18 protein-coding genes are annotated in these 15,366 nt (G+C 65.6%); 16 read left to right on the forward strand and 2 right to left on the reverse strand.

Features of this window, described 5'->3' with window-relative positions; all coding sequences use genetic code 11:
* The first annotated feature begins 49 nt into the window (after window positions 1–49).
* From ACFHYO_RS01320 to ACFHYO_RS01340, 5 genes are all read left to right on the forward strand, one after another.
* Complete coding sequence (locus tag ACFHYO_RS01320; RefSeq protein ID WP_394317790.1) at window positions 50–772, forward strand: HNH endonuclease signature motif containing protein; 723 nt, start codon at window positions 50–52, stop codon at window positions 770–772.
* Window positions 747–2,114: a DNA modification methylase gene (locus ACFHYO_RS01325; RefSeq protein ID WP_394317792.1), complete on the forward strand. Its 1,368-nt coding sequence runs from the start codon at window positions 747–749 to the stop codon at window positions 2,112–2,114. The genes ACFHYO_RS01320 and ACFHYO_RS01325 overlap by 26 nt, the downstream gene beginning before the upstream one ends.
* Before the next feature lies 1 nt (window position 2,115).
* Entirely contained in the window at window positions 2,116–3,297 is a 1,182-nt protein-coding gene (locus ACFHYO_RS01330; RefSeq protein WP_394317793.1) for a DNA cytosine methyltransferase, read from the forward strand.
* A gap of 9 nt (window positions 3,298–3,306) precedes the next feature.
* Complete coding sequence (locus ACFHYO_RS01335; RefSeq protein WP_394317795.1) at window positions 3,307–3,516, forward strand: DUF7220 family protein; 210 nt, start codon at window positions 3,307–3,309, stop codon at window positions 3,514–3,516.
* 305 nt (window positions 3,517–3,821) lie between these two features.
* Complete coding sequence (locus tag ACFHYO_RS01340; RefSeq protein WP_394317885.1) at window positions 3,822–4,121, forward strand: HNH endonuclease signature motif containing protein; 300 nt, start codon at window positions 3,822–3,824, stop codon at window positions 4,119–4,121.
* A 51-nt stretch (window positions 4,122–4,172) separates the two neighbouring features.
* Here ACFHYO_RS01340 and ACFHYO_RS01345 read toward each other — a convergent pair whose 3' ends face one another.
* Together ACFHYO_RS01345 and ACFHYO_RS01350 are read right to left on the reverse strand one after the other, a co-directional pair.
* Window positions 4,173–4,745, reverse strand: coding sequence for a DUF3489 domain-containing protein (locus ACFHYO_RS01345; protein WP_394317797.1), 573 nt, complete (start codon window positions 4,743–4,745; stop codon window positions 4,173–4,175).
* Window positions 4,746–4,833: 88 nt separating this feature from the next.
* Complete coding sequence (locus ACFHYO_RS01350) at window positions 4,834–5,058, reverse strand: hypothetical protein (RefSeq protein WP_394317799.1); 225 nt, start codon at window positions 5,056–5,058, stop codon at window positions 4,834–4,836.
* Window positions 5,059–5,169: 111 nt separating this feature from the next.
* Here ACFHYO_RS01350 and ACFHYO_RS01355 point away from each other — a divergent pair, with 111 nt between their 5' ends.
* The 11 genes from ACFHYO_RS01355 (at window position 5,170) to ACFHYO_RS01405 (ending at window position 15,364) form a co-directional block, all read left to right on the forward strand.
* Complete coding sequence (locus ACFHYO_RS01355; protein WP_394317801.1) at window positions 5,170–5,730, forward strand: hypothetical protein; 561 nt, start codon at window positions 5,170–5,172, stop codon at window positions 5,728–5,730.
* Window positions 5,678–7,681, forward strand: coding sequence for a phage terminase large subunit family protein (locus ACFHYO_RS01360; RefSeq protein ID WP_394317803.1), 2,004 nt, complete (start codon window positions 5,678–5,680; stop codon window positions 7,679–7,681). Before ACFHYO_RS01355 ends, ACFHYO_RS01360 begins: the two co-directional genes overlap by 53 nt.
* A 1-nt stretch (window position 7,682) precedes the next feature.
* Window positions 7,683–7,892, forward strand: a complete 210-nt coding sequence (locus ACFHYO_RS01365) for a phage head-tail joining protein (RefSeq protein ID WP_394317805.1) — start codon at window positions 7,683–7,685, stop codon at window positions 7,890–7,892.
* Window positions 7,892–9,424 (forward strand): phage portal protein, encoded by a 1,533-nt coding sequence (locus ACFHYO_RS01370; RefSeq protein ID WP_394317807.1) that lies wholly within the window; start codon window positions 7,892–7,894, stop codon window positions 9,422–9,424. Before ACFHYO_RS01365 ends, ACFHYO_RS01370 begins: the two co-directional genes overlap by 1 nt.
* 4 nt (window positions 9,425–9,428) lie before the next feature.
* Window positions 9,429–11,462 (forward strand): prohead protease/major capsid protein fusion protein, encoded by a 2,034-nt coding sequence (locus tag ACFHYO_RS01375; protein WP_394317809.1) that lies wholly within the window; start codon window positions 9,429–9,431, stop codon window positions 11,460–11,462.
* Window positions 11,463–11,536: 74 nt separating this feature from the next.
* Complete coding sequence (locus ACFHYO_RS01380; RefSeq protein ID WP_394317811.1) at window positions 11,537–11,872, forward strand: DUF2190 family protein; 336 nt, start codon at window positions 11,537–11,539, stop codon at window positions 11,870–11,872.
* On the forward strand, window positions 11,872–12,183 hold the full coding sequence (locus ACFHYO_RS01385; RefSeq protein WP_394317813.1) for a head-tail joining protein: 312 nt from the start codon (window positions 11,872–11,874) through the stop codon (window positions 12,181–12,183). The genes ACFHYO_RS01380 and ACFHYO_RS01385 overlap by 1 nt, the downstream gene beginning before the upstream one ends.
* Window positions 12,180–12,812 carry a DUF6441 family protein gene (locus ACFHYO_RS01390; RefSeq protein ID WP_394317815.1) on the forward strand — a complete coding sequence of 211 codons (633 nt, stop codon included), beginning with the start codon at window positions 12,180–12,182 and terminating at the stop codon, window positions 12,810–12,812. Before ACFHYO_RS01385 ends, ACFHYO_RS01390 begins: the two co-directional genes overlap by 4 nt.
* Window positions 12,813–12,945: 133 nt before the next feature.
* Window positions 12,946–13,944 (forward strand): protein NO VEIN domain-containing protein, encoded by a 999-nt coding sequence (locus ACFHYO_RS01395; RefSeq protein WP_097031875.1) that lies wholly within the window; start codon window positions 12,946–12,948, stop codon window positions 13,942–13,944.
* 37 nt (window positions 13,945–13,981) lie between these two features.
* Window positions 13,982–14,401: an acyl-CoA transferase gene (locus ACFHYO_RS01400; RefSeq protein ID WP_394317817.1), complete on the forward strand. Its 420-nt coding sequence runs from the start codon at window positions 13,982–13,984 to the stop codon at window positions 14,399–14,401.
* 24 nt (window positions 14,402–14,425) lie between these two features.
* Window positions 14,426–15,364 (forward strand): phage tail tube protein, encoded by a 939-nt coding sequence (locus tag ACFHYO_RS01405; RefSeq protein WP_394317819.1) that lies wholly within the window; start codon window positions 14,426–14,428, stop codon window positions 15,362–15,364.
* Window positions 15,365–15,366 lie beyond the last annotated feature (2 nt).

The following is a 15,366-nucleotide window of genomic DNA, read 5'->3' on the forward strand; positions in this document are numbered from 1 at the left end:
CCTGATCAGGCCCTGACCTCTCCGAAGGTCGGCGCTCCTACACCACGGCGTGGGACACTATCCGAGAAGCCGGGGGACGCGCCTTCGCAGTTGCCCGGATTGCGGCAAGGTCGATGAGGTCAGGGCCGACAACTCCTCGCCGAGATGCAAACGCTGCGCGACCCGTTCGACGCTGGAACTGGGGCGAGACCGGAAATCGGCGCGGCGAAATTGGGAAACGTGCCAACATTGCCGGATCGAATTTGCGGCACCGCCAAGCAACCGTCAGAAGTTCTGCAGCCAGACATGCCGTGCTGCAGCGAAGTCGACTGAGCGGACCTGCGCAACTTGCGGCACAGCGTTTCGCATCGCGCGGTCGTTCCTGTCGGGCAAGTGCAATTCCAGCGGACGCTTCTGTTCGCGACCCTGCTACGAGCGTCACCTCTGCCGCACGCCCCGCATTCGCGGCCGCGGATCATGCTGGACCACCGTTCGACGTGAGTCGCTGCGGTTGACACCGTTCTGCGCCTGCTGCGGCGGGCGAAGGCACTTGCAGGTGCACCACATCATTCCGTTCCGCCTCACGCGGGACAATTCGCAGACCAACCTCATCCCGCTCTGCCGCGCCTGCCACAAGCGGGTCGAGGTGGTTTTTCACGACGTCGAGGCGGCGGCACCGCCGATCCCGGTCACCAAACTGGTCCTGTTCTGCAGCATCCACGCCATGCGGACCGTAACCCTGCACAAGCTCAAGGCCCTGAAATCAGATGCTCAACACCGCGCTGCAGCTTGAAGACTGGCCCATCGGCCGGCTGATCGAATACGACCGCAACCCGCGCAAGAACGATGACGTGGTCGACCGCATGGCGCAGGCCATCGTGGAGTTCGGCTTCCGGATTCCGATTGTCGCGCGCAGCGACGGGCTGGTTGTCGATGGGCATCTCCGGCTCAAGGCAGCACGGCTGCTGGGCCTTGCAACTGTGCCGGTGGTCCTGGCTGACGAGTTGTCGGAAAACCAGATCCGGGCGTTCCGGTTACTTGCCAACCAGTCCGCCAACTGGGCCGAGTGGGACGACGCGCGGCTTTCGGCTGAACTGCAGGACCTGCTCGCGGATGATTACGACATTTCGCATGTCGGTTTTTCCGATGGCGAATTGGACAAGATTTTGGCCTTCGTGCCGGAGGGTGACGGTGAAGAGGGTGGCGCCGGAGGCTCCGTGCCGCCGGTTACCATCCCCGAACCGCCGCGCAACCCGGCATCGCGGACTGGCGATCTCTGGATCCTTGGCGACCACCGGCTGCTGTGCGGTGACAGCACCAGCGCGGCCGATGTACGCCGCCTGATGAACGGCGAGCGGGCAATCCTGTTCGCGACCGACCCGCCGTATCTCGTTGACTATGACGGCTCGAACCATCCGACGCGCAACAAGGATTGGTCGGCCTCCTACGGCACGACGTGGGATGACAGTTCGCAGGGGGCCGAGCTCTACGACGGTTTCATCGCAGCGGCTGTGGCGGAAGCTATCGCCGAGAATGCCGCGTGGTATTGCTGGCACGCGTCCCGCCGCCAGGCGATGTTGGAAGCGTGCTGGGAAAAGGCCGGGGCCTTCGTGCATCAGCAGATCATCTGGGTGAAGGACCGCGGTGTCCTGACCCGGTCGCATTATCTGTGGAAGCACGAACCCTGCTTCATGGGCTGGCGCCGCCCGAACCGCCCGCCGAAGGTGGCAGAAGAAACCCTGCCCTCGACATGGGCGCTGCCGAGCTTTGCCAAGGATGAGCGACCCGACCACCCGACGCCGAAACCGCTGGACGCCTTCGGGATCCCGATGCGGCAGCACGTTGCGCGGGGCGGGCTTTGCTACGAGCCGTTTTCTGGCTCCGGCTCGCAGATCATGGCGGGCGAAGCCAATGGCCGGCGCGTCTTCGCGATGGAGATCAGCCCGGCCTATGTCGATGTCGCCGTGGAGCGCTGGCAGGCCGAGTCGGGCCGCGACGCAATCCTCGACGGCGACGGTCGGACCTTTGCGCAGGTGAGAACCGAGCGACTGGGCAACGACGCCGAACCCCCGGCCGACGCGCCGGACACGGACGCAGCTCCCGAACCCGCGCGAAAGCGCAAGACCGCCGCGTGACATGCATGACCTGGCTCTACCTTCCTCCGGAGACACTTCCGGAGCCGGATACGCATGCCTCTTTGGCCTCTCCCTCTGTTCCGGCGCAGGCGGGCTCGATCTCGGGCTCACCATCGCCATCCCCGGATATCGTGCTGTGGGCCATGTCGAACGGGAAACCTACGCCGCAGCCACTCTCGTGGCGCGGATGGAAGACGCGTCCGTGGATCAGGCTGTTGTCTGGGACGATGTTGCCACCTTCGACGGCCGCCCTTGGCGCGGCGCGCTGGACATCGTCACTGCGGGCTATCCGTGCCAGCCGTTCTCCGTCGCGGGCAAGCGCCGGGGTGCCGACGACCCGCGCCACCTCTGGCCCCATGTCGCCCGCATCATCGACGAGGTCCGGCCGCCCTTCGTCTTCCTCGAGAATGTCGCCCATCATCTCCGCCTCGGCTTCCCCGAAGTCGCCAGCGGACTGGTCGGCATGGGCTACCGCCTTGCGGCAGGCCTCTTCACGGCGGCGGAAGTCGGCGCCCCCCACAAGCGCGAGCGGCTATTCATCCTCGCCATCCGCGAAGGGGACGAGTTGGCCGACCCCGCGCGCCTGCTCTGGGACCCGGTCGAGTGGCGGGAACCGGACGGAGCTGCTGCGGCTCTGGCCGACGCCCCGGGCCAGCGCCAACGAGAACCGGCAGACGAAGCCGACGCCATCGCAGGCGGCGGGGCAGCATGGGATGAACCTCGCGACGACGGCAGCCTTATGGCCGACGCCGCAGACCGACAGTTTCCGCAGCCGGGGTGGCGAACGGAAGGACGAGAAGGGTCTGGACCGAATGGCGCGCGACTGGCCGACGCCGATGGCAAACGACGGGTGCAAGCCGAGCGCGGGCAACCGGCGGACTGCGGACCTGACTCATGCGGCCGGAATGTGGATGACGCCGACAGCGCGGGACCACAAGGATGGGGCGACCACATTGGCGAACACGCCGGTGAACGGTCTGCTTGGCCGCCAGGTCCTGGCGACGCCGATGGCTGGGAGCAATACCTGCGATGTGCGCCGGACCTTGAACCCGCTGTTCGTCGAGGCGCTGATGGGCTGGCCCACCGGGTGGACCGGCTTCGCCTCTGTGGCAACGGCGTGGTCCCCTTGGTTGCGGCGCATGCGCTGCGAACTCTGGCAGCTGAACTGCTGGCCGATGGGTGAGGCAGCGACGTGAAGCAGTCCCGCCTCATGTCGCTGGTCGAGGCCGTCATCAACGTGATCGTCGGTTACGGCGTTGCCGTCGTCACCCAGATCCTGATCTTCCCGATCTTCGGGCTGCACACGACGCTGACGCAGAACCTGAAGATGGGCGCGGTGTTCACCGTAGTCAGCATCGCGCGGTCCTACGTCCTGCGGCGGCTGTTCGAAAGGTTCCGTTGACGCGATGCGGGACGATCATCTATCCTAATGCTGCCGCGAATTCGGCTTCGGCCGATTTGAGTAAGCCAGCGGCTACTCTGACCTGAGGTCTTGTCCTGCAGGTTTCGCGGTCCGGCATGCGGAGCCACGGATCACCGGGCCTCGCGCGAGCAGGAGCTTCCAGCCGGGGAGCGTCCGTTACGGGCGTCGCGCATTCGCTTCTCACGAAGTCGAATGAAAGGACCCGTGTCATGGGATCTGTTAAACGTATCCGTCAGAGGAAGATGATGGCCCAAGGGGGCCGCTGCTACTATTGCGGCCTGCCGATGTGGGACGATGCTGCGGAAGCCGCATCTTCTCAACGAAACAACCAAACGAGGCGGACCCCAAAGGCGCTACGCTGCACCGCCGAGCATCTAAACGCCCGCTCCGACGGTGGTCGCGACACGGATGAGAACATCGTTGCAGCCTGCTGGTACTGCAATAGCCAGCGCCATAAGCGGAAGTGCCCGCCCTCGCCCGAAGAGCATCGCGTGTATGTCCAGAAGCGCATGGCAGCCGGAAAGTGGCTGCTGGCGCAGGTGTCAAGGGTCGGCCTTACAGCGACACTGACGAGGCTATCGTAGAGAAAGGCCGCCGCCCGGTCGGGGCGGCGGCGTAGCGTTTCCGGCTTTGGGTCAGGCGGCGGGAAGCCGATAGACCCGTCCGCGCCCCTCGACCTTCTCCGAGGTCACCTCGAGCCCGAGCTTCTTCTTCAGCGCTCCGGCCATCGCGCCCCTGATCGTGTGAGCCGCCCAGTCGAGGGCGACCATGATCTCCTCGATGGTCGCGCCTTCCGGCGCGCGGAGCATGGCGATCAGCTTGGCCTGCTTGGTGCCCTCACGCGGCGTGCGCGCCTTGGGCGCGGCGTCTGGTTCGCTGGGGGTGTCGGGCGCGGGCTCTTCGGTCGGCGCATCTGTCGCGCCCACGAGCGCGGTGTTTGCATCCTCAGGCTCGATGCCGATGGCGGCAAGGCCTGCGTCGGTGGCAACTAGCGTGGTGCCGTGGCCGTCGCCGGTTTCGCGCCACATGGGTTCGCCCTTGCGCAGGTCGGCGTCGACCTCCTGCAGGAGGCCCTTGGCGATCATCGCGCCGACCACCTTGGCGGCGGCACCGCCGCGCAGGCTTTCGGGCAGCGGCAGGGCGATGCGCTCGGGCCGCTGGGCGGCGACGCTCAGGATCAGGGCTTGGGAGTCGGAAAGTTGGGTCATCGTCGTCTCCGTATCGGGACGCGCGGGATGCGGGCCCTTCTACGGGGCCGAGCCCCGCAGGGCGGGGCTGGCGCGATGGCTGGATTGGTTACTCGGCGTGTTCGCCCTCGCCGAAAAGGAAATCGGTGATCTTCTGGAGGTCGCTGGCGACGCTGCTGATCGAGCCGACGCTGCCCCAATTGACCGCTTCCGAATCGAAGTTGAAATGGTCGTCGCTGAGCGCCTGAAGCCGGGCGAGCATCGCGTCGATCTCGGCCTTCTTGCCGATGAAGGCGTCGAGGGCTTTCGTGTTGTCTTGTGCGCGGCGGGTCATTTCGGTGGCTCCCAAGTGAGTTGCATCGTCCTTCTGAAAGGACGTTCGCTCTGTCCGCGATGCTTATCAACGAGATAAGCGCATGATATTGAATGATAATTGGAGCCGTCAATGCAGGGCATGAGCGAGCGCCAGTACGCCGCGCATGTCGGCCTGTCGCGGGGCGCGATCCAGAAGGCAAAGACGGCCGAACGGCTGGTGCTGTTCACCGATGGCAGCATTGATGCTAGGGCCAGTGATGTGCGCCGGGCGGAAACCACCGACCCGTCGAAGACCCGAAAGCCGCCCGAGCCCAAGCTGAAGCCGGTGCCCGAGGCGGCCGTTGCTGCTGTGGGCGAGACCCTGCGCGAACAGGGTCTGGCGGTGCCAGCCGTTGGCGGGGGCACGACCTACCTCCAGGCGAAGACAGCCAACGAGGTGCTGAAAGCGCAGGAGCGGCGCATCCGGCTGCAAAAGCTGAAGGGGGAGTTGATCGAGCGGGCACGCGCGCTGTCGCTGGTGTTCCGACTTGCGCGGGAGGTGCGGGACGCATGGGTGAACTGGCCCGCGCGGTCATCGGCACTGATGGCGGCGGAACTGGGCGTGGAACCTGCCGCGATGCAGAAGGCCTTGGAAAAACATGTACGCGCCCACCTCGACGAACTTGCCGAGGTCCGGCCTGATTTCCGGTGATGATGAGGGCCTGACGGATTTCGACGGCGCGGCGGAAATCCTGCGTACCTGGGGCGCGGGGCTGACGCCAGATCCGGACCTGACCGTCTCGCAGTGGGCGGACCGGCATCGGATGCTGTCGGGCCGGGCCTCGGCGGAACCGGGGCGCTATCGCACGGCGCGCACGCCCTACATGCGCGAAATCATGGACCGGCTGTCGCCCGGCGATGTGATGCAACGCATCGTGTTCATGAAAGCGGCACAGGTCGGCGCGACAGAGGCAGGCAACAACTGGATCGGCTTTGCCATCCACCAGGCGCCGGGCCCGATGCTGGCGGTCCAGCCGACGGTGGAACTGGCGAAGCGAAACTCGCGCCAGCGGATCGACCCGCTGATCGACGAGAGCCCCGACCTGCGGGAACGGGTCAAACCGGCGCGATCCCGTGACGCGGGCAACACGATGCTGTCCAAGGAATTCGCGGGCGGCATCCTGATCATGACCGGGGCGAATTCGGCGGTCGGGCTGCGCTCGACCCCGGCGCGCTACATCTTCCTCGACGAGGTCGATGCCTATCCGGCCTCGGCCGACGAGGAAGGCGATCCGGTGACGCTGGCCGAGGCGCGGTCGCTGACATTTGCCCACCGGCGCAAGGTATTTCTGGTTTCGACGCCCACCATCCGGGGGCTGAGCCGGATCGAACGGGAGTATGAGGCCAGCGACCAGCGGCGCTTCTTCGTGCCGTGCCCGCATTGCGGCCATGACCAATGGCTGAAGTTCGACCGGCTGCGGTGGCAGAAGGGTCGGCCGGAAACGGCGGAATATCACTGCGAGGGGTGTGATGCGCCCATCGGTGAACACAATAAGACAGCGATGCTGGAGGCCGGGGAATGGCGGGCAACCGCGACCGCCGCCGATCCGACCACGGTCGGGTATCACCTGTCGGCGCTCTACTCGCCGATCGGCTGGCTGAGTTGGGAGCGGATCGTGCGATCATGGGAAGCGGCCCAAGGGTCAGACGAGGCGATCAAGGCGTTTCGCAACACCATCCTTGGCGAAACCTGGGTCGAGACAGGCGAAGCGCCGGACTGGCAGCGGCTCTACGACCGGCGCGAGGCGTGGAAGCCGGGCACCGTACCAGTGGGCGGGTTGTTCCTGACCGCCGGGGCCGACGTGCAGAAGGACCGGATCGAGGTCGATGTCTGGGCCTGGGGTCGCGGCCTCGAAAGCTGGCTCGTCGATCACGTCGTGATCGAGGGCGGGCCCGACCGGCACGACGCGTGGTCAGAGCTGACGGCGCTGCTGGATCGGTCGTGGCCGCATGAACGCGGCGCGCATTTGCGCATCGCGCGGCTGGCCATCGACACGGGCTACGAGGCCCCGGCGGTTTATTCGTGGTCGCGGGCGCAGGGGTTTGGGCATGTGTCGCCGGTGAAAGGCGTCGAGGGGTTCAACCGTTCGAGCCCGGTGTCGGGGCCGACGTTTGTCGATGCGACCGAGGGTGGCAAACGCTTGCGGCGCGGCGCGCGGCTCTGGACGGTTGCGGTGTCTACCTTCAAGGCCGAGACCTATCGTTTCCTGCGGCTGGAACGTCCGACCGAGGAGGACATGGCCGAAGGGGCGGCGTTTCCGCCCGGCTCGGTGCACCTGCCGCATTGGGTCGAGAACGAATGGCTGAAACAGTTCGTGGCGGAGCAGCTGGTGACGGTTCGCACCAAGCGCGGCTTCGCCCGGCTGGAATGGCAGAAGCTGCGCGAACGCAACGAGGCGCTGGATTGCCGGGTCTATGCCCGCGCCGCCGCCTGGATCGCGGGCGCGGATCGCTGGACCGACGAAAAATGGCGCGACCTCGAGGATCAGCTCGGGGCGGCGCCAACGGAAATCGATGGCGCAGGGCGGGTCAACCGGCCGCAGGCCGCACCCCAGAGAAAACGCCAGTCGGATTGGCTTGGCCGACGCGGAGGATGGTTCTGACATGGCAGACTGGACGGAAACCGAACTCGCAGCCCTGCGTAGGGCCTATGCCAGCGGCACGACCCGGGTCAGCTATGATGGGAAATCCGTCGACTATGGCTCGGCCGAGGATCTGCTGAGCCGCATCCGGACCATCGAACGCGCCATCGCTGGGACCGCACGGCCCCTGCCGATTGCCGGGTTGGCGGGCTTCAGCCGTGGGGATCGCTGATGCCCGCGAACTGGATGGACCATGCCATTGCATCGGTCGCCCCGCGCATGGCGGCCCGGCGCGTGCTGGCACGGCAGGCCTTCGAGACCCTGACGCGCGGCTATGATGGCGCGTCCAAGGGGCGGCGCACCGACGGCTGGCGCGCGCCGGGATCTTCGGCCGACACCGAGATCAGCGTCGCCGGGGCGCTCTTGCGCGACCGGATGCGCGATCTGGTGCGCAACAACCCGCACGCGGCCAAGGCGGTGGCTGTGCTGGTGAACAACATCGTCGGTTCGGGCATCATGCCCCGTGCCGCCAGCGGCGATGACAAGCTGGACCGCAAGGTGGACGCCCTGTTCGAACGCTGGACGGCGGATTGCGACGCCGACGGCCAGCTCGATTTCTACGGGCTGCAAACGCTGATCTGCCGCGAAATGGTTGAGGCGGGCGAGGTGTTGGTGCGTCGCAGGTTGCGCCGGTCGTCGGATGGCCTGCCGGTGCCGCTGCAGCTGCAGGTACTCGAGGCCGACTTCCTCGACGCCACCAAGTCCAATAACATCGGTGCGGGCCGCATCGTGCAGGGCATCGAGTTCGATCCGGTCGGCAAACGTCGCGCCTATTGGCTGCATCCCGAACACCCCGGCGACGCGCATGGTGCCTTGCGCGGCGGGTTCGACAGCCGCCCGGTTCCTGCGACCGAGATCGCGCATGTCTATGAAAAGCAGCGCACGCAGGCGCGCGGCGTTCCTTGGGGCGCACCGGTGATCCGGTCCTTGCGCGACCTCGACGATTACGAAGTGGCCGAACTTGTCCGCAAGAAGACCGAGGCCTGCGTCACCGCCATCGTCTTCGGCGACGATGAATCCCAGCAGGGCATAGCACCGACCGTGGTCGATGCCGACGGCAACCGGGTGGAGCAGTTCGAACCGGGGCTGATCGCCTATGCGCGCGGTGGCAAGGACATCCGTTTCAACCAGCCGTCCGCCACCGGTGGCTACGGCGAATACAAACGGGCCAGCCTGCACACGATCTCGGCCGGGTTCCGGGTGCCCTACGAACTGCTGACCGGCGATCTCAGTCAGGTCAACTATTCCTCGATCCGAGCGGGGCTCGTCGAATTCCGCCGCCAGATCGACGCTGTGCAATGGCAGCTGTTCATCCCGATGTTCTGCGCTCCAGTCTGGCGCTGGTTCACCGAAGCGGCATGGGCTGCGGGGCAGATCCCGACACCGGATGTGCCGGTCGAATGGTCGCCGCCGAAGTTCGAAGCGGTCGATCCGCAGAAGGACGCGATGGCCAACCTGCTGTCGATCCGGTCCGGCACCATGACGCTGGCCGAAGTCATCGCCCGACAGGGCCGCAACCCCGACGCTGTGCTGGCCGAGATCGCCGCGACCAACGCCAAGCTGGATGCCCTCGGCCTCGTCCTCGACAGCGATCCGCGCCGCGTCACGAAAACCGGCAGCGCGCAAACCAGTGACCCCGCCAGCGATCCAGCCGCTGACCCAGAAGACGACCCAGCGCAACCCAACGCCGCCCAACAGGACTGACCCCATGGACACGATGATCGAACTGCCGGCCATGCGCCGGACGGCGGAGCTTGCGCCGAACACGGCCGATGCGCAGGCCCGCACCGTCGAGGTGGTCTGGTCGGCCGGGGCCCGCGTCCGCCGCGCCAGCTTCTTCGGCGAGCCATATGACGAGGAACTCAGCCTCGACCCCGCCCATGTGCGGCTGGACCGGCTGAACGCGGGCGCGCCGTTCCTGAAGGTGCACGAGTTGGGGGCTCTAGACGCCGTCATCGGCTCGGTCGTGCCCGGCTCTGCCCGCCTTGAAAACGGCAGGGGCATTGCGCTGGTTCGGATCAGCGAACGCGACGATGTCGAACCGATCTGGCGCGATATTCAGGCCGGGCACATCCGGGCGGTCTCCATTGGCTACCAAGTCCACCGTTTCGAGGTCTCCAAGTCCGATGGCGGCCGCGAGTTGTGGCGCGCGGTCGACTGGACGCCCTTCGAGGTCTCCGCCGTGCCGGTCGGGGCCGACCCCGCCGCCGGTTTCCGCGCCCAGCAATCACTTCACGACTGCGTCCTTCATCGCCGGGACGCTTCCAACACCCGACAAGGAGCATCCCCGATGACCGATCCGACACAGACCCCGGCCGCAGCGGCCGCCGAACCCAATGCGACCGAGGAGACCCAGATGACCACACCCACCAATCCTGCGGCCGAACCGCAGGCCCGCGCCGTCGAGACGCGCGCGCTGCCGCAGCCCGCCCCGACGCCTCCGCCCGACACAGAAGCCATCGCCACCCGGGCGCGCGAGGGTGAGCGCGACCGCGTCTCCACCATCTACGATCTGGCGGGTCGCCTGAACCTCGAGCGCGGCTTTGCGGAGGATCTGGTCAAGCGCGGTGTCACCGTAGATGAATCCCGCCGCCTGATCCTCGACCAGGTTGCCGCCAGGTCGGATGAGACCCGCACCTTCCCGCATGTCTCGATCCCGCTCGGCGGTCGGGATGAACGTGTGACCCGCCGCGACGCCGTGGCCAATGCGCTTCTGCACCGCTACAGCCCGACGCTGTTCCAGCTGGACGACTCTGCCCGCCAGTACCGCGGCATGTCGCTGCTGGAACTGGCTCGCGAAAGCCTGACCAATGCCGGGGTCAACACGCGCGGCCTGTCGCGCGACGAGGTGGCGACGCGTTCGCTGCATTCGACCTCCGACTTCCCCGAAATCCTGTCCGCTGTCACCAACAAGACGCTGCGCCAGGCCTACGAGACCTATCCCCGGACCTTCATGCTGTTCTGCCGCCAGGTTCTCGCCACCGACTTCAAGGCGATGAACCGGGTGCAACTGGGCGAGGCCCCGCAGCTGCTGGAGGTCGGCGAAAGTGGCGAGTTCAAGCGCGGCACGCTCGGCGAGAGCAAGGAAAGCTACAAGGTCAAGACCTATGGCCGGGTGGTGGCGATCACCCGCCAGACCCTGATCAACGACGATCTGGATGCCTTCACCCGCATCCCGGCGATGTATGGCAACTCCATCGCGCAGCTGGAAAGCGATGTCGTCTGGGGCATCATCACCGCCAACCCGGCGATGGCCGATGGCAACGCGCTGTTTCACACCACGCACAAGAACCTGGCCGGAACCGGCACGGCGCTGGCGGTCGATGCGGTGGGCGCGGCGCGGGCGGCGATGGCGCTCCAGACCGGCTTTGACAAGAAGACCGTGCTGAATATCCGCCCGGCTTTCCTGATCGTGCCAGCCGCGCTTGAACTGAAGGCCGAGCAGTTGGTGGCGCAGAACCTCGTGCCTGCCGACAGCACCAAGGTGGTGCCGCAGTCGATCCGGACGCTCTCGCCCATCAGCGAACCCCGCCTCGATGCCGCGAGCCCCACCGCCTGGTATCTCGCGGCCAGCCCCAACCAGATCGACACCATCGAGTATGCCTATCTGGAGGGTCAGCAGGGTGCTTACATCGAGACCCGCAACGGCTTCGACGTCGACGGGGTCGAGATCAAGTGCCGCCTCGACTTCGGCGCCAAGGCCATCGACTGGCGCGGTCTCTACAAGAACCCGGGCGCGTAACGCCCCTATCCTGAACCCTGGCACGCGGGCGGTCCTGACGGGCCGCCCATCGTCTTTCCACAAGGATCCCCACCATGAAAAACTACGTCCAGCCCGGCAATACTATCACCCTGACCGCGCCCTACGCCGTAGCATCAGGCGATGGCCTCCTCGTCGGTGCCATCTTCGGCGTCGCTTCTGGCACCGCCGCCCTTGGCGAAGCGGTCGAGACCGCGGTCGAGGGCGTCTACGATCTGAAGAAGGTCGCCTCGCAGGCATGGGCCGCTGGCGACAAGATCTACTGGGACAACACGGCGAAGAACACGACCAAGACCCTGACCTCAAACACGCTGATCGGCGTGGCGACCGAGGCTGTGGCAGGCGGGGCCACCGACCTGATCGGCCGGGTGCGGCTGAACGGCGCGTTCTGATGTCCGCCTTCGCCGCTGCCGTCGGCGCGCTTTTCGCCGATCCGAATATGGGGCGGGACGCGGTCTACATCGCCGATGGCGGCGCGCCGGTATTGGTGCGCGTCGTCGCGCGGCTTGCCGATGCCGTTACCGACTTCGTCGATGCCCGGCTCTGGTCCGAAACCACGCGCGTCGACCTGCGCGTGGCCGAGGTGCCAAACCCTCGCCCCGGTGATCGGATTGAGATCGACGCCGAGGCATTCCTCATTCAGGGCGAGCCCGTCCGTGATCGCGAGCGGCTGGTCTGGACTGTCGATCTGCGCCCAGCATGAAACTGAAACTTGCCATCGATCCCGACATCGTCGCCCTGATGGCGGCCGAGGTGGCAGCTGGCGAACGCGCTGTCACCGCCGCTATGCGTGAGGCTGGCACCGGACTGAAATCCGCTTGGCGCACCCAGATCACCGGCGCGGGGCTGGGCACGCGCCTCGCCAACTCGATCCGCTCCGCCAGTTTCCCGAAGTCCGGCGAAAGCCTGAACGCGGCGGCGCTGGTCTGGTCGAATGCTCCGGTGATCATCGGCGCGCATGACACCGGTCCGTTGATCCGCTCGAAGAATGGGTTCTGGCTGGCGATCCCCACGCCAGCGGCAGGCAAGTCCACGCGCGGCGGCCGGATCACCCCCGGCGAATGGGAACGCCGCACCGGTCTGCGCCTGCGGTTCATCTACCGCCGCCGTGGCCCGAGCTTGCTGGTGGCGGAGGGGCGGCTGAACACCAAGGGTCGCGCCGTGGCGTCAAAGTCGAAAACTGGACGGGGCGTCGTCACCGCTCCAATCTTCCTGCTGGTGCCGCAGGTCAAGCTACAGAAGCGGCTGGATTTGGCGCGGGATGCCGAACGGGCAGTGGACGGTGTGCCGGGGTTGATCGTGGCGAACTGGGTGGAGGGGCAACTGCGTTAACGGGCTAGACGCTCCAGTTCGACGACATACTGGCGCACGAGTGCCGGCCGCCTTAGCTGACGCTAAAGCGAAAACTTTTCAACTTCATCGCTTGTGTGCATATTGGACCCGTGCCTGCAGATGGGGATAGCTATTGAAAAAGTTGCTTTGGGTCAAATTCGGCTGGTCTGAATTCTATAGAGGAGGACCAGTCGACGGAAACTTTGGCTGGCTGAAGACGGCAAAGGGCAGCAGCAACGAGGGAAAGGGGCATGAAGCGTTCAATTTCATGCCTATCGATGCAAAGTACCACTGCTATGTCCCGCCTCAAACAAAAGAATACGCGCCTTGGAACGAGGATAATACCGGTTGGACCGTTGTTTGCCTCGCAAAAAACCCAAAGCATACTGGCATTCACATAGTAGGTTGGTACGACAACGCGACGCTTTTGGGAGAGTGGCGGAAGTCACCGTCAGTTTTGGAGGGTGCGGAGAAACAGGACGCCAGCTCAGCCTATGATTGGTCTTACTGCATCGTGAGTGATTCCGCGTTCTTGGTTCTTCCTGAAAATCGAACGGAGCCTTTTTCGGACTCGTCGGTGCGGCAAGGAAAGTTCTCGTTTCTTGCTGGTCCAGATGTCCAAGTAAATGACAGAAAGAAACGGGTTCTTTCCATTCTCGAAGGTCGACTGGCGAAACTTAGAAAAGTGGCTGTGCGAAATCCTACTGAGGAACTCGCGCCAGATCCGGAACTCGACCCTGCCGATCCGTTGAAAGGATTCGGGACTCCCGAACACAGGAAGAAAGTTGAGAAAGCAGCTGAAAATGCGGTTATCGCCCTCTACAAACGGAAGGGCTACGCGTGCAAGAACATGACCAAAATCAAATGTGGCTACGACTTTCTTTTTACTAAGGGATCGGGCTCCGTCCACGTGGAGGTCAAAGGCACATCTGGTGATTCCGCTGGCTTCTTCCTGACGCGCAACGAACATGATGCCGGCTATAAAAACGATCCCGAATGGCGCCTCGCGATGGTGACGCGAGCGCTGTCAGATGAACCTGTCGTTCAAATTTTCGACGCAAAGGAACTACGGAAAGCCTTTGACTTGGTTCCTTATGTATTCCTAGGGAAACCTGTGGCGGTACCGATGTGAAACTCAATACGCCTGTTATCATTAGCCAGGTTCCACCATGCCCACCCCCCGTGAAACCATCCTCGCCGCGCTGCACGCGCGGCTTTCGGCGTTGCCCGCCACCGCCCTGCGCGGTGACGTGCTGCCCGAACGCGTGCCCGCTGCTGGCCTCCTGATCCTGCGCGACGGCGAACCGGGGGAGCCCGAGGTGACGCTCTCGCCGCTGCGCTACCATTACCAGCACCGGGCAGAGATCGAGGTGGTCGTGCAGGGTGCTGCCCGTGACGCCACCTTCGACACGCTGTGCGCCAGCATCGGTGCGGCGATTGCTGCCGACCGCACACTTGGCGGCCTCTGCGATTGGGTCGAGGCGGAAGCGCCGCGCCCGGTCGATCTGCCGGTCGAGGGTGCCGCAGGCCTGAAGGCAGCGGTCATCCCCGTCATCCTGCACTATTCCACGGCCGACCCGCTGGCCTAACCCCACTCACGATAGGAGAACACGATGGCACGAGCCCATGGGGCGCGGGCGCAGATGGCGCTTGCGTTCGAATCCGTCTATGGCACCGCGCCCGCCACGGGCTATCGCACTGTGCCGTTTGCAAGCACCACGCTCGGCTCCGAGCAGCCGCTGATCGCCTCGGAACTGCTGGGCCAGGGACGCGACCCGCTGGCCCCGATCAAGGACGCGGTCACCGCCGACGGCGATGTCGTCGTGCCGATCGACGTCGAGAACCTTGGGCTGTGGCTGAAGGCGGCGTTCGGCGCGCCTGTCACATCCGGCACTACGCCCAAGACCCACACCTTCCAGTCGGGCAACTGGACGCTGCCGAGCATGGCCATAGAGACGGCGATGCCCGAGGTGCCGCGCTATGCGATGTACACTGGCTGCGTCTGCGATCAGCTGTCGTGGCAGATGGCACGCTCCGGCCTGCTGACCGCCACGGCGCGGCTGGTGGCGCAGGGCGAAAGCGTTGCAGTCACCACGGCGGCCGGTACGCCGACCGCGCTGGCCCTGCAGCGGTTCGGCCGTTTCAACGGCGCGATCACGCGCAACGGCTCACCGCTCGGCAACGTCATCTCGGCCGAGGTGACCTATTCCAACGGGCTGGACCGGATCGAGACCATCCGCTCGGACGGCCGGATCGAAGGGGCAGACCCCGGCATGGCTGCGCTGACTGGCCGGGTGGAGGTCCGTTTCGCCGACAGCACGCTGATCACGCAGGCCATCGACGGCACGCCTTGCGAGTTGGTCTTTGCCTGGAGCCTTGGCGCAAACGCCAGCTTCACCTTCACCGCGCATGCCGTCTATCTGCCGCGCCCCCGGATCGAGATCCCGGGCCCTCAGGGCATCCAGGCCACCTTCGACTGGCAGGCCGCCAAGGCGGTCAGCCCCGCCCGCATGTGCACCGCCGTCCTCGTCAACACTGTTGTGAGCTATTGATC

The organism is Paracoccus panacisoli (genome assembly GCF_042435015.1).
In the GTDB taxonomy this organism is placed as follows: Bacteria; Pseudomonadota; Alphaproteobacteria; order Rhodobacterales; family Rhodobacteraceae; genus Paracoccus; species Paracoccus panacisoli.

Coding starts and splice junctions, on each gene's coding strand:
- ACFHYO_RS01365 (WP_394317805.1), top strand. CDS start 7,683: ATGGCAGACTGGACGGAAACCGAACTCGCAGCCCTGCGTAGGGCCTAT.
- ACFHYO_RS01355 (WP_394317801.1), top strand. CDS start 5,170: ATGCAGGGCATGAGCGAGCGCCAGTACGCCGCGCATGTCGGCCTGTCG.
- ACFHYO_RS01385 (WP_394317813.1), top strand. CDS start 11,872: ATGTCCGCCTTCGCCGCTGCCGTCGGCGCGCTTTTCGCCGATCCGAAT.
- ACFHYO_RS01345 (WP_394317797.1), bottom strand. CDS start 4,745: ATGACCCAACTTTCCGACTCCCAAGCCCTGATCCTGAGCGTCGCCGCC.
- ACFHYO_RS01325 (WP_394317792.1), top strand. CDS start 747: ATGCTCAACACCGCGCTGCAGCTTGAAGACTGGCCCATCGGCCGGCTG.
- ACFHYO_RS01380 (WP_394317811.1), top strand. CDS start 11,537: ATGAAAAACTACGTCCAGCCCGGCAATACTATCACCCTGACCGCGCCC.
- ACFHYO_RS01360 (WP_394317803.1), top strand. CDS start 5,678: ATGTACGCGCCCACCTCGACGAACTTGCCGAGGTCCGGCCTGATTTCC.
- ACFHYO_RS01350 (WP_394317799.1), bottom strand. CDS start 5,058: ATGACCCGCCGCGCACAAGACAACACGAAAGCCCTCGACGCCTTCATC.
- ACFHYO_RS01370 (WP_394317807.1), top strand. CDS start 7,892: ATGCCCGCGAACTGGATGGACCATGCCATTGCATCGGTCGCCCCGCGC.
- ACFHYO_RS01340 (WP_394317885.1), top strand. CDS start 3,822: ATGTGGGACGATGCTGCGGAAGCCGCATCTTCTCAACGAAACAACCAA.
- ACFHYO_RS01400 (WP_394317817.1), top strand. CDS start 13,982: ATGCCCACCCCCCGTGAAACCATCCTCGCCGCGCTGCACGCGCGGCTT.
- ACFHYO_RS01390 (WP_394317815.1), top strand. CDS start 12,180: ATGAAACTGAAACTTGCCATCGATCCCGACATCGTCGCCCTGATGGCG.
- ACFHYO_RS01330 (WP_394317793.1), top strand. CDS start 2,116: ATGCATGACCTGGCTCTACCTTCCTCCGGAGACACTTCCGGAGCCGGA.
- ACFHYO_RS01405 (WP_394317819.1), top strand. CDS start 14,426: ATGGCACGAGCCCATGGGGCGCGGGCGCAGATGGCGCTTGCGTTCGAA.
- ACFHYO_RS01375 (WP_394317809.1), top strand. CDS start 9,429: ATGGACACGATGATCGAACTGCCGGCCATGCGCCGGACGGCGGAGCTT.